Annotated in this window: 10 protein-coding genes; 5 read left to right on the forward strand and 5 right to left on the reverse strand. The window is 58.2% G+C overall.

The window, feature by feature from the left end; translation table 11 throughout:
* The first annotated feature begins 39 nt into the window (after positions 1-39).
* The 5 genes from EN853_RS25125 (at position 40) to EN853_RS25145 (ending at position 5,510) form a co-directional block, all read left to right on the forward strand.
* Positions 40-618 carry a class I SAM-dependent methyltransferase gene (locus tag EN853_RS25125; RefSeq protein ID WP_127861840.1) on the forward strand — a complete coding sequence of 193 codons (579 nt, stop codon included), beginning with the start codon at positions 40-42 and terminating at the stop codon, positions 616-618.
* Positions 619-711: 93 nt separating this feature from the next.
* Positions 712-1,263: a class I SAM-dependent methyltransferase gene (locus EN853_RS25130; RefSeq protein ID WP_245517179.1), complete on the forward strand. Its 552-nt coding sequence runs from the start codon at positions 712-714 to the stop codon at positions 1,261-1,263.
* Complete coding sequence (locus EN853_RS25135) at positions 1,224-2,147, forward strand: hypothetical protein (protein WP_245517201.1); 924 nt, start codon at positions 1,224-1,226, stop codon at positions 2,145-2,147. Before EN853_RS25130 ends, EN853_RS25135 begins: the two co-directional genes overlap by 40 nt.
* 23 nt (positions 2,148-2,170) lie before the next feature.
* Entirely contained in the window at positions 2,171-3,214 is a 1,044-nt protein-coding gene (locus EN853_RS25140) for an FkbM family methyltransferase (protein WP_245517180.1), read from the forward strand.
* 775 nt (positions 3,215-3,989) lie between these two features.
* Complete coding sequence (locus EN853_RS25145) at positions 3,990-5,510, forward strand: hypothetical protein (RefSeq protein WP_127861838.1); 1,521 nt, start codon at positions 3,990-3,992, stop codon at positions 5,508-5,510.
* Between the two features lie 248 nt (positions 5,511-5,758).
* Here the strand turns inward: EN853_RS25145 and EN853_RS25150 are convergent, their stop codons facing one another.
* From EN853_RS25150 to EN853_RS25170, 5 genes are all read right to left on the reverse strand, one after another.
* A complete protein-coding gene (locus tag EN853_RS25150; RefSeq protein ID WP_168247757.1) occupies positions 5,759-8,545 on the reverse strand; it encodes a glycosyltransferase family 1 protein in 2,787 nt (928 codons plus the stop codon).
* Positions 8,546-8,631: 86 nt separating this feature from the next.
* Positions 8,632-9,993, reverse strand: a complete 1,362-nt coding sequence (locus EN853_RS25155; protein ID WP_127861836.1) for a class I SAM-dependent methyltransferase — start codon at positions 9,991-9,993, stop codon at positions 8,632-8,634.
* Positions 9,990-11,216: an ABC transporter ATP-binding protein gene (locus tag EN853_RS25160; protein ID WP_127861835.1), complete on the reverse strand. Its 1,227-nt coding sequence runs from the start codon at positions 11,214-11,216 to the stop codon at positions 9,990-9,992. The genes EN853_RS25155 and EN853_RS25160 overlap by 4 nt, the downstream gene beginning before the upstream one ends.
* A gap of 2 nt (positions 11,217-11,218) precedes the next feature.
* Positions 11,219-12,004 (reverse strand): ABC transporter permease, encoded by a 786-nt coding sequence (locus EN853_RS25165; protein WP_127861834.1) that lies wholly within the window; start codon positions 12,002-12,004, stop codon positions 11,219-11,221.
* Positions 12,005-12,031: 27 nt separating this feature from the next.
* A complete protein-coding gene (locus tag EN853_RS25170; RefSeq protein WP_127861833.1) occupies positions 12,032-12,988 on the reverse strand; it encodes a GDP-mannose 4,6-dehydratase in 957 nt (318 codons plus the stop codon).
* Between the last annotated feature and the right edge of the window lie 21 nt (positions 12,989-13,009).

A 13,009-nucleotide genomic window follows, 5' to 3' on the forward strand; every position in this document is an offset into this window, starting at 1 on the left:
ACGATAGCTGGCGGGCGAGCGACGGGAGAGTGCGATCTTATGGCTGATCAAAGTGCGGAGGGAATGCTTTCCCCATTCCTGCGGCGGCAACGGATTTCGGCCGTTCGGCCGTTCCTGCAAGGCCGTGTGTTGGACATTGGCTGCGGAAGTGGCGCGCTGGCGGCATATGTCGACAAAGCCAACTATGTAGGCATAGATCCAGACCCAGTTTCGATTGCCACTGCCCGCAATAGTTTTCCGGGGCACACCTTCATCCAGCGGCTGACGCTGGAGGGGGATACGTTTGATACCGTCGTGGCGCTGGCGGTTATAGAGCATGTGCCGGATCCAGTTGTCTTCCTGACAGGGCTGAAAGCGAACCTGCTGTGCGTACCGTCAGCACGGATCGTATGCACTACGCCGCATCCGACGATGGACTGGATTCATTGGATTGGATCTAGAATAGGCCTATTCAGCCGCAGCGCGAACGAAGAGCATGAGGACCTGCTGAATCGCAGAAGTCTAGTGGAAGCGGGCCGCAAAGCTGGTCTGCGGGAGACGAACTATCGGCGATTCCTTGGTGGCGCCAATCAGGTCATCGCGTTTAAGCATGATGGCGATAACAGGAAAGCAGCATAGCGGATGAAGGTAGCAGGCGGACAGGCAGAAGACGGCATTGTCATAGGCAACACCTATGACAAATATGGCACGCGGAACCCGATCGCCCGGCGTATGGTCGAGGGCTTCGAAAACGCATTGTCTGGCTTGGTGGCAAAGGCCGATCCGGGCACTATTCACGAGGTCGGATGCGGCGAAGGCTACTGGGTCATGCGCTGGCTTGGCCAGGGCATCGATGCGCGCGGCAGCGACTTCTCCACACAGATCATCGGCATGGCAAAGGAGAACGCTCGTGGGCGCGATCTGGATCCTGGTCGGTTCGCCGTCCGCAGCATCTATGAGGTGACGCCGGAACGCGACAGCGCCGACCTGGTCGTGTGCTGCGAGGTGATGGAGCATCTCGAGGAGCCGCAAAAGGCATTGCAGGCGCTGCAGCGTATCGCAACCTCGGACCTTATCCTCAGCGTGCCTCGGGAGCCGCTTTGGCGTGTGCTCAATATGGCTCGCGGGAAATACGTGTCGGCTCTGGGAAACACGCCCGGTCATCTGCAGCACTGGTCGCAGCGCGGTTTCGTCTCCTTGGCGTCGCAGTTCTTTGATGTCGTCGAGGTCGTCTCGCCGCTCCCATGGACGATGGTGCACTGCAAGCCGAAGAAAAGGCACTGACAATGGCGCTTGGCCCGCGCGCCAAGACCTGGCTCAATCGCATCGGGGCTTTCCTGGGATTGGCCGGTGTTGTTTTCGTAGGGGTCAGGCTCCATGGCTACGCCGGCGAGATCGATTTGCACCGAATGACGGCCGGAAGCTACATCGCGATAGCCGCTCTGGCCGGCCTATGTGGAGCGTCGAACCTGCTGCTGGCCCTCGGCTGGCGACGGCTTATACACTACGCTGGCGTTCCGGTCTCGCGGTCTTGGGCGATCCACACTTATGCCGTCTCGCAGCTCGCCAAATATGTTCCCGGCAATATCTTCCAGTTCGCAGGCCGTCAGGCGATCGGCCTGGCGGCCGGCATCGGCAACGGGCCGCTGGCCAGATCGACTGTTTACGAACTGGCCTTTGTCATTGTCGGCGGACTTCTGTTTTCGCCGCTTGTGTTGCCGCTGGCCCTGACCGGCTTGCCGAATTGGTTCGGTTGGGCTTCTTTCGTCGCGGCAGTGGCGATCGCGTTTTGGCTGGCCGTTCGCACCGGCGGCGCAGATTTTGCTGCGGCCGCTGCCTTCTATCTCGCCTTTCTTGCGCTTTCGGGCGTGGTCTTTGCGGCAGCCAGTGATCTCGCCGGCGGCTCCGGCGACGTTGCGCTCTATCCAGCAATAGCCGGCGCCTATGTGGTTGCCTGGCTGGTGGGGCTTGTGACACCGGGAGCGCCGGCCGGCATCGGTATAAGGGAGGCGATTCTGATGGTTCTACTCGGCGGCCTCGGTGCCGAGCCTGTTATCCTTTTGGCGGTCGTGATCGGGCGGACTATCACGGTTCTGGGGGATCTCTTTTTTTTTGCCGGCGGCCAGATCGCCGGGCGTTTGTATCGAACAGGCGATGAACGAGGCTGAACAACGCAGCAGATCTTTAGGTCATGCTGGACGTTTTTGATAAGTCACAAGAGGCGACTACAATGCTCAAGGCCGCAGCGCTCAAGATCCCGCAAATCAAAAGACTGTGGCAAGATCGCGCCGACCTTCTGGCGCAACGCGATGTTTTGCTTCAGGAAAACGAGCGGTTGCGGTCTGACGAACCAAGACCAGGCAGCGTATTCTTCCACTACAATTGCAACTTCGATGCGATAGGCACCATGAATGGCCACGCGCGTGGCGATCTGCAGCCGGATCCATGCTACGTTACAAACTTTCTTGGAGTTAGAATTTCTCCCCGGTTTTTTCCGGATATTCTCGACGGCAAGGCGGGAACCATCGAGCCGATACCAATCCCCGCTAACTGGCACGCCGACATTGCCGAATGGGCGGCTGCGCTCAGGGCTGTCGACCTTGCTACCGGACGATTCCGCGCTGTGGAGCTTGGATGCGGCTGGGGGTGTTGGTTGAACAATACCGGCGCCGCCGCACGCTATAAAGGACTTGCGGTCGAACTGATCGGCATCGAAGGCGACAGCGAACATGTCGCCTACGCCCACGAGGCTGCGGCGGCCAATGGCTTTTCAAATGACGAGTTCCGCATCATCCATGGCGTCGCCGCACCGGAAAAAGGCGTGGCGCTCTTTCCGGTAGTTGAAAATGCCGGCGCATCCTGGGGCTCGGAACCGATCCTGAATGCGACGCCAAGACAGATCAAGGAGGCCACGGCGTCCGGCCACTATCAACAGCTCGCCGCCTTCCCGCTGTCCGAAATCGTTAGGGGCGAGCCGGTCGACCTCCTGCATATCGATATTCAGGGCGGCGAGGCAAATTTCATCGATGCTGCTATCGCCGACCTCAATAGATTTGTTCGCTACATCGTCATCGGTACGCATTCCCGTCAGCTCGAGGGGCGGATTATGAGTATCCTCTTGAGCCAAGGTTGGAAGCTCGAGATGGAACGCCCGGCAATCATCGGATTGCCCGATGGGCGACCGCAGATTCTAGTGGATGGTGTCCAAGGCTGGCGGAACGCTGGCGCCGTGTAAAGCCATCGAGCCTGCGGAAACTTCATGCTTCGGCGTGACAAACGGAAAGAATGCCAGAAGACGACAACGGTGTTTACGGCCGCGGTACCCGGAAGCGGTGATGCACAGCCTTCAATAACAGCCGGCCGACCTTGGCCCCGCGTCGTGGCGCGCAAGGCCCGGAAGACCTCCGTCGCCGCCCAGTCTATGTCGGCCACTTTGCGCGCATCGCCGACCTCGACTTCTTGTGGGGTGGACTGCCGCAAACGTCAATGTCGCCCAGATCAGGAAGCTCGTCGGCAACGTCGTAACGGATAATGATTTTTCTTTTTGTCTTTGCAGATCGCGTATGTTTTTGCTGCCGCTTTGCCCGAGGACTTGAAAGCAGGGACCGGCGATGGCAAGGATGTCCAATGGACTTTCTCGGGAAGGCAATATGACGGCAGTCTTGGCGGGCGGCCCGGCGCCGATCACAGGTTATGCGATGACGCCCCGTGGCTCGAAGCCAAATATTGACGGTCATTGCATCGAACCCGCGCTTAAACACGCGCTGCCCGCAATGATCCCGTCGTCAGCCTGCCTTGATTTTTAAGCGGTGAAAACAGTTCATATGCGAACGCTCACATTTGTTGGCGCGGTATGCTTGTTCCCTATCGTGCTCCTAGTCAATGGGGCCGTGCCTAGCGTTCTGGCCCCGACCGCAGGGCAACTTCTTTGGGTGACTGGCTTCGCTCAATCATTCGCAAGAGACACTTCGCTTTATGCTCACAACTTCGGTCTACCAGACCCTGCCGCGATGGCGTTTGGGGTTTCAATCGCTCTCCCGCAGGCTGTCCTCATCGACCTAGGGATCAACCCGACGACAGCCTATGTGATCATTGTCGCCGCATGGCTCGCTGTCGGTTATTGGAGCGCCTATCAGTTTGCTAGATGGCTTGGCGCAGGCCGGCCAGCGTCGGTCATGAGCGCACTGGTGTGGTGCACATTACCGGTTATCTGGGTGCATCAGGGTTATTCAGCGGCCGCGTCGGGCATGGTCATACTGCCACTCACTATGCTCTTTGCATTTCGGATCATCCACGGTGACACCCGTCTGGTCACTTGCGCTAGCTTTGTAGGTGCCTGCTGGATCGCGGTCTTCATGGATGGCTATACGTTCATGATGCTGGCTGTCGCCTCCGGGTTGGCTCTGGTTTTGGTGGGCATTCATGATCGAAAAAATTGGCACCAGATCATTCCTAGACTTCTAGCGATAGGTCTCGGGCTTGGGACTGCCTATGTCGCCTACGCTTTGTACGAAGGCAGGGCAGACTTTGGCGGCTACCCGATCGAGTTCTTTCGGGCCTATGGGGCTAACATTGAATTTTTCTTCACGCCAACCAAAGGGCTGATGTCGCTTACCGACCTGATCGGCTGGGGCAAAGATCGTGCGGCATCGATGTATTTCGGCGATCCGTCCGTCTACCAGGCGACGTTTGCCGGCGCGCTCATTGGACTGGCGCTTTTTGCCTTCGCAACCAGAAGGGTTAAGCCGGAGCATAGGACATTGCTCGCCCTGATCGCGCTCTTCGCGTTCTGGATGGCCTTGGGGCCAACCGTCAAACTGTTCACGCACCGCCCGCCAGGTCTCGATAATATGATGCCTGACGGCTATGGGTGGTTCCCCACGGGCAACAGTTGGTTGATGAACTTGCCTGGTTTCCAGAGCATGCGCGCATCGTACAGGTGGTCTGCACTGGCCCTGTTTGGTTGTTGGGCGCTCGTTGTCTCGATGGTGGCCAGCGGCAGGCTGTCCATTAGGGCGAGAGCTGGGCTACTGATCGCCCTGTTTGCCTTCAACATTCCATCGGCAACACAGTTTGCAAGCTACAAGGCATCAAAGGATAGCGTTGATGCAATGATGGCGGAAATGTCGTCTTGGCGGTCAGATTTTCACAGCGGCGAGATGGTAGCTTTCCTACCCTATGGGAATGACTTCTTGGCAAATGTGGCTGCGAACGAACTTGACATCCGCACCTACAACATCGGCGGTGACAAAAACCAGTTGATGGCGCAGCGATCTTGGCCGGACGAAATGAGCACCTTCCAGTTTGGCCAACAGGGTCCGGACTTTGCTAAGAATGTACAAGCCCTGCTTGAAAGTGGAAAGGTCGACGCAGTCGTGTTTCCGTACGTCGATATGCTATGGGCGCCACACTATTGGCCTGTCCCCGACGATCAAAAGGATAACCTAGAGCCAATCGCCCGCCAAATCGACGCGCTGCCAGGATATGACGGCGTCTATTCGCAGCACTATGCGGTGCTTCGAAAGCGCTAGCCTTCTTTCGGCTTGGGCCCGGGAATTGTCATATGCGACGTGACATATATAACATGTGTTCGATCTGCACCCGCTTCTCGGGTGATACGTAGATACGTAGGCCAGCATCGCGATATCGGCGCTAACTTAGGGTGTCGAAGCTGGCTTGCTCAGCTTAAGGTTTGTCGGCTTCGTTGCCTTGTCATCAATGCATTCTCTGTACCATCTGGGACACTGACGACCCGGCTTTAAGACCCGAGCCACTTGCTTTACAGGGCTACGCGCAGCGGGCTGCCGAACCAACTCACCCCTTCTTGGACAAGTTCGATGTCGACAAACGCGCCGCCGCGCTCTTTTAATGAGGCGGGTATGTTAAGGCCCATATAGTGCGTATCACCCGGTGCCAGCACAAACGGGATGTGAGCGCGCGTATTGTCATACTGAAAGCGCTCGCCCGCAATGTCGACTGCGTGATAGCCTAGCGCAATTCCCAAGCGCCTGTCGGTCGGCCCGAAGCTCGACCACACTGTCCCCGATAGGTTGGTCACACTGACAACGATCTTCAGCGCAGTGCCGTCATCGGTCTTGTAAGGGCCTTCCACGAGTTCGAGGCGGTGGACGCGTTCGTCCCCCTCGAGCACTGCTGCGATCCGTGTGTCGCCAAGATCGGTGGGCGGCGCGAAAGGCCTGGGGGACTGCGGCTCATAGACCTTGTACCACTCATGCCCGACGACGACATCTTGAAGCTGCGCCGCGCTTTCAGACCAGGTTGGCCACGGCGTCAAGCTGGACTCGGCAGGTGCGTCCTTCAGGAAGCTCTTGACCTCCGTGGCGAGCGCGGCAGAAGAGCCGACCTCGAAGAAATGCGCCGCAGCCGCACCTTTGCCCACTTCGCGGAACACCGGAATGTCGCTGGCGAGCACAGGCTTGCCGAAATGGCCTGCCTCGACGATAGGCAAGCCGAAACCTTCGGCAAAGGAGGCAGCGATCAAGGCGTCGCACGTTTCGTAGAGAGTGCCCAGCTCGCTATCGTCGACCTTTTCGTGCAAATGCAGGCGCTTGCCAAATTCGGCATGGTTGCGAATGCGGTGTGCAAGATGCGAGATGCCCCAGCCGATCTTTCCAACGATGACGAGCTCGGCGTCGGCACCCTCGGCCCACAATGCCTCAAAGGCTTCCAGCGCCACGCGGTGGCCCTTGCGCGGCTCCAGCGTTCCGACCATCAGGAAGCGAGGGCGGGCCGCGTCATTGCTGCGCCGAATTGGCTCCGGCGGAGACTCCATCGTCGCGAAATCCGCGCCGAGCTGCCAGTAGCCGACTTTCATTCGGCGCGGAAACCGGATGCCTTCGAGCAAATCTAGCAATTCGTCGGCAACTGCGCGTGAGATGCAGATAATGCCGGAGGAATAGATGAGCGCGGTTTGAAACCAGGCGCTGAAAATAGGCGGCATGCCTTCATGGCAAAAGGCGGCCGAACGCAAGGGAACCGTGTCGTAAAGACAGGATATGACGTCACCGCCTTTGAGCAAGACCGGGCGAAGAAATGCCGGATGAAGAGTATGGAAAGGCCACGAACTGTCCAGCATCAAGACCGTGTCGCCGGTCTGGGGCCGGAGCCGGTTCAACTGCTGTTTCGAAGGCGGGCGTCCTGTCCATTCCCTCGCGAAATACCAGCCAGATGTGTCGTCGCAGAACGAGATGTACTTATCCTCATCCCTTGACCCTTGAGGGAACATACTTTCGCAGATCCGTCGAACAACGCGTTGGATGCCGGTCCTGTGGTCGTCTATCAGTGTTGCACTGGCGTCCACCAGAAGTCGCGGCCTCGTCGGCTCCGGCTCGGCGAGGGCCATCAAGGTCGACAGGTCTTCCTCTTCATTTTCCTTGATGGTGCCAAGCGCTTCGACTAGGTCGACCTGCGGCGCAGACATGCGGCGGTCGAGTCCGCGCAGGCCCTGAACGACATGGTCGGCGACGTTCCGCCAACTGAACGTGTCGATTCTTTCCCGCGCGAGTTCTTTCAGCTTGAGTGCATCGACTTTGCCGGCTGCTACTGTTTCGATCTTCTCCGCAAGGTCCAAAGGTGATGCGGGGTCAAAGAGCAAAGCGTCATCTCCGACAACCTCGGGAACTGCACCCGCTCTGGCCGCGATTGCAGGCGTTCCACAGGCGATTGCCTCCAGGGCCGTCAGCCCGAAGCCTTCCATGAAGGAGGGCTGAATCAAGGCTATCGCTCCCTTGTATAAACGAACCAGCGTCCGGTCGTCGACCGCGCCTGCGAATACGATCCGGTCAGCCGACAAGCCATGCGATCGCCAGATGCTGGAATATTCGCTTTTTTCGCTGGCGTTAATCTCCCCCGCAATAACGAACGCCAAACATTCCTGCAGCGATTTTGAAATTCTTTGAAACGCCGCTGGGATTATTTCGAGATTTTTTCGCCAATCTAAACCACCGACATAAAGTATATATTTTTCGCTATTTCTCTTATTGTCGGCGTTATCGTTTATAAGTTGAACAAAACTGTCAGATATACCAGTTCCAATACATATTTCATTTGATAATTCGGAGAAATGCCGGAATTCCCGGGAAGAGAAATCCGAAATGGTGAATGCCAGATCAAAATTCTCGTATTTTGAAAGGCGGCGATAGTAATATTCCCGTTGACGGGTATCGCGCATGTATTTGTCGGGAAATCTGAACGGAATCGCGTCATAAAAAATGGCGGCTGTTCTGACCGTCGCCAATGGGCCGCCGAGATATGGGACGGCCAGGTCGACGGCGCCTTCGAACGGGCTCGCAGACAGGGCAACGTCTGGACCGAGTTTATTGACGTGATGGACGAGCGCCAATTCGCTGCGACCGCGCCACGCCGTGTGGCCGTAGTCGGCTTCCCCCCCTTCGACCTTCCCGTGCCAGGTATAGATACGATCAGACGGCACGATGCCTGAAAGCAGCGATCGCGCAGCAATTGTAGCCTCAGGCATCGCGGCGTTAAGCGAAACCAGAAGTTCAATGCCGCTTTCGTGGGACGAAAGGGCGCGGAGCAGATCCAACACGTACCGCCCAATTCCACGTTTTCGGCTATGTGTCTGCAGACATTGGCCGTCGACCCAAAGTCTCAATGGCTGTGAGGTCATTTCTACTTTCCAGCCCTGAGGCGTTTGCGCCACGCACCAAGCACAACGGGGTCCGGCTCAAGCTTCCAGCCTGTGTCGACGGCGACCAAACCGCTGTTTGCCCGTGCGAAACCCAAAAGGCGACGTTCGAGTGGCGGAACGAGCCGCACAACCCGCTGGACAACTGCTGTCGTGCGAGGTCTTCGGCGCAACCATAGCAGGCCATGCTGCATCACAAGTTTGATATTTGCCTTTGGAACTCGGCCAATAGCGCAGAAGCTATCGACAAGACCACGAATTGGCGCTGTGACTCTCCACGAGGTCGAATTCTGAAACGCTGCTACCTGATCTGTCAGTTGTTGAACCTCTTTCTTAAGAGTCGCGACGCGTTCGCCCAAGCGAGCTATTTCGGCATCTCGCTCAGCCAGAGCGTTATCTTTTGCTTTGGCATTCTCCAATTGCCTGGCGAGTGAAGCCATCGTGCCCTGAAGCGCAATGTTTCCGATTCGCACCAACTCCGACTGGGCGGCGAGGTTGTCGGTCATTTGCCGGAGCTGATCCGCAGTGGAGGACATGGTTGTCTTGATCGCTTTCGACATGCCGACAATCTCGTCATCCGCGGAACGGATCCATTCTTTTATTTTTCCTGTGTCGGTGGGCGCCGGTTGTGATGATGCATAGACAAATGCGGCAAGCGACCCCGGTTCTTCTTCAGACTGTTTGTCACGCTTCCTCGCCAGGCAGGCGTAGTCGCGCGCCACTTCGAACATGAGGTGGACGCTGCGCTCCATCGGCCCCGCATCGATCATTGGCGCGCCGTTCAACCTCAGGATCGCCGTTTCCGCGAAGCCGGCCTGTCCCACCAGGAATTCGAGCAGATCCGGCGGCAAGGGGCTTTTGTGGGTCGGATCGAGATGAAAGGTGTACGTGCCGACCGAGATGTTTTCTGGGTTGGGTGTTTCCAGGATCAGCAGGCCGTCGTCGGTCAGCACCCTTTGGCATTCATCGAGCAGCCCGATCAGGTAATCGGTCGGCACATGCTCGACCATGTGAAAGGCCGAAATGACCGCCACGCTGTTGTCAGGCCTGCCGCCTAGATGTCCGAGCGCGTCCTGCAACTCGACCTTGAGGCCGTTGTCGATGGCCTCCTGCGCCATGCGTGCATTCGTGTCAACGCCCACCCCTTCCAGCCCGGCCTCGGCGAGTACTTCCAGCCACTCGCCGCGTCCGCAGCCAAGATCGATCGCAAGAGTAGGTCCCTCTGCCTGTCTCGGCACTTGCGCCAACAGGGGGCGGTAGATCTTGAGCCGTTCCTTGACGAGTTCCCTCGATCCGCGAAAACGATCCTCGAAGGCCTTGTACAGATCATCGAAGCTCTTGTTCATCGGACGATCTCGAACGCGTGCTCCAGGCGGCTTGTCCCGACAAAGAAGGGACGGTCTGAGTTGATGACGTCAAAAACCTCGATGTTCTCTATCCAGTCGTAATTGTTGTCGATGTGCACGTCTCCCGTATGCAGCGCGACCGACAGGCCGTATGAACCCTGGCCAAGAGCGCAGGCAAGGCGCAGGCGGCATTCGACCTTGTCTCCGGCCGCAACGTTCGAAAGCACCTGGCCCGTATGCCAGGTGTTGGTCCCCCAGACGGTATGGCCAGCTCGGTCCCTCAGCATGAAGCCGATGACAAGCTCCGGAATATCCTCCTTCGCGACAATCCGGGTTCGAACCGTCACGCTCTGTCCGGAAAAAGCGGTCTTGATCCGTGTTCCGCTATCGCTGTCCGTCAGCGTCACGGATTCGACCGCCGCCGCCTTGTTCCCGCTGCGGCTGTAGAGCCACTCGTCCTTTTCACGCCGCTGCTCGATTGTCAGCTTGTCATTTTCCTTGGCCGCTATCAGCGCATTGTAATAGTCGACCACTTCGTCGGGCGACCCGTCCTTCAGCACATGCCCCTTGTCCAGCAGGATCACCCTATCGCACAGCGATCTCACATCGCCCATGCTGTGGGTGACGAGGATGATCGACGTGCCGGCAGCCTTGAAGCTGCGTATCCGGTCGAAGCTCTTGTGCTGGAAATAGCTGTCGCCGACCGACAGCACCTCATCGACGATCAGGACCTCAGGTCGCTCGGCGGTGGCGAGGGCAAAGGCCAGGCGCGCTTGCATGCCGCTCGAATAAGTTCGAAGCGGCTGATCGAAGAACTCACCGATCTCGGCGAAGTCCTCGATATGAGGCATGAGTTCGCTCAGGCGTGCCTGCGAAAGCCCCATCAGCCCGCCGGCATGGAAGGCGTTCTGGCGCCCGGTGAACTCGGGATTGAAGCCGAGCCCGAGTTCCAGGATGGCGCTGATGCGGCCGCTGGCATGCGCCGTCCCTTTGGTCGGCCGCACCGTTCCGGTGATCAGTTTAAGGAGCGTGCTCTTGCCGGCGCCATTCTGCCCGATGAGCCCGAGCCCCTCTCCAGCCGCAAGAGAAAACGAAACATCCTTGACCGGCCAGAATTCCTCGGTCGGTTTGACCGGCGCGCCGAACCAACCTGCGAATCTTTCGAGGTTGCTGGCATAGCCCGCGTAGCATTTCGACAGGTCACTGACGGAAAGCACTGTCATGGCTATAGCACGTCGATCAGTTCGGGGCTTGCGCGTCGGAAGAAAACGATCGCGAAGGCCATGCTCGCAAGTCCAAGCATTGCCGGCATGATCAGGCTACCCGGGTCTGGCCAGCGGTTGAACAACAGCGCGTCCTGATACAGCGCAACCAGCGGCGCGATAGGATTGAGACCGATCAAGAAGCTGTATTTTTCGGGCAGAACATTAACCGGATAGACAATCGGCGTCAGCCAGTACCAGAGCTGCAAGACGATAGTCATAACCTGCGCGACGTCGCGGATGAACACATTGACAACACCGAGAACGACGCCGAGGCCGAATCCAATCGCGGCTATCAGAACGATCCCGAGCGGTAGCAGGACGAGGGCGCGGCCCGGAATATGTCCAAGGAAGATGAAGATGATGAACAGCGCCACCAGCAGCAGCAGGTGATTGATCAGCGCAGTACCACCCACGATGATCGGCAGGCATAAACGCGGAAACGCAATCTTCTTCATCACCGGCGCCTGCTCGATGAAGACGGTCATACTGCGCATCAAAATTTCGCTAAACAGGTTCCACGCGGCCATGCCGGACAGGAGATAGATTGGATAAGCCGCCGGGGCATCCGTATCCGGAAGCCGCGCCTTGAGAACTTCCGACAGCACGATCGAGAAAATAAGTGCCTGCGCCAGCGGGTGAAGGATGAACCACAGGCCGCCCAGGCGCGAGCGCACGAAGCGCCCCTTGAGATCGCCTCTGATAGAGGAAACGATGAAGTGGCGATACTGCCACAGGCTTCGGAACATAAATTCGACCTTTGCGCGCTTGTAGCGTCAGCGGGCGTTGCATACCCGGCGCCAATATCCCAAAACATCGGCTAATGTTTGCTCGAACGGCACCGAAGGCGTCCAGTTCAGCCCTTCGCGTGCTTTTGACGCATCACCGCAGGCTACAGGTATCTCGTTCGGTCGAAGCCTTTCCGGGTCCGCGCGCACTTCGATGTCGATGCCCGACAGCGAGATAAGCGCGCCCAGTATATCCCGGATCCTGCGAGGTTTTCCGGACGCGATGTTATAGACGCAATCAGGCCCGGTCTTGGTGTCCTGGATCGCGGCGATCGCATAGGCGCGCACGACGTCACGAACGTCGAGAAAGTCGCGCTCGGCTTCGAGGTTTCCGACATGAATGACCGGCTCGCGCTTGCCCGACAGGATTTCGGCGACCTGGCGTGCGAAATCGGAGACCACATAGGTGTCGGACTGGCCAGGGCCGGTGTGATTGAACGGGCGAAAGCGAATGGCGCGCAGACCATCATAGGACATCTGCCCGATCATCAGGTCTGCGGCCGCTTTGGTGGCGCCGTAGACATTCACCGGCCGGAGTGGCGCGCTTTCCGTCAGAGGACCGGCCATGCTCTGAAAAGAAGCCCCGTAGGCTTCCGAACTGCCAATGTAGACGAACCTGGCCTCCGGAGCATGGCGCATCACGGATTCGGCCAGATTCATCGTTCCCGTCACATTCACGTCCCAGGCTTGCCGCGGCTCGTTACGCGCATCGGAAGGAGCGGCGACCGCGGCCAGATGGACAAGCGCGGTGGGCTGGACTTCGCGGACGGCATCATCGATCGCCTCCCGTTCGCGCAAATCGATCGGATTTTGCCGCCCTTCGCCATGACCAAGCACGTATACCTTGCAGCCGGCATGCTCCCGCTGCAGCAACTGCAGCAGTGCCGTACCGACAAACCCGCTGGCCCCGGTTACCAGAATGCGATGCGTCAACGTACCGACCATGTTGGCAAAAAGCGCTTTCCG

It is taken from the genome of Mesorhizobium sp. M1C.F.Ca.ET.210.01.1.1 (genome assembly GCF_004791585.1).
Classification (GTDB): Bacteria; Pseudomonadota; Alphaproteobacteria; order Rhizobiales; family Rhizobiaceae; genus Mesorhizobium.

Coding starts and splice junctions, on each gene's coding strand:
- EN853_RS25130 (WP_245517179.1), top strand. CDS start 712: ATGGTCGAGGGCTTCGAAAACGCATTGTCTGGCTTGGTGGCAAAGGCC.
- EN853_RS25170 (WP_127861833.1), bottom strand. CDS start 12,988: ATGGTCGGTACGTTGACGCATCGCATTCTGGTAACCGGGGCCAGCGGG.
- EN853_RS25160 (WP_127861835.1), bottom strand. CDS start 11,216: ATGACAGTGCTTTCCGTCAGTGACCTGTCGAAATGCTACGCGGGCTAT.
- EN853_RS25155 (WP_127861836.1), bottom strand. CDS start 9,993: ATGAACAAGAGCTTCGATGATCTGTACAAGGCCTTCGAGGATCGTTTT.
- EN853_RS25145 (WP_127861838.1), top strand. CDS start 3,990: ATGGCGTTTGGGGTTTCAATCGCTCTCCCGCAGGCTGTCCTCATCGAC.
- EN853_RS25125 (WP_127861840.1), top strand. CDS start 40: ATGGCTGATCAAAGTGCGGAGGGAATGCTTTCCCCATTCCTGCGGCGG.
- EN853_RS25140 (WP_245517180.1), top strand. CDS start 2,171: ATGCTGGACGTTTTTGATAAGTCACAAGAGGCGACTACAATGCTCAAG.
- EN853_RS25165 (WP_127861834.1), bottom strand. CDS start 12,004: ATGTTCCGAAGCCTGTGGCAGTATCGCCACTTCATCGTTTCCTCTATC.
- EN853_RS25135 (WP_245517201.1), top strand. CDS start 1,224: ATGGACGATGGTGCACTGCAAGCCGAAGAAAAGGCACTGACAATGGCG.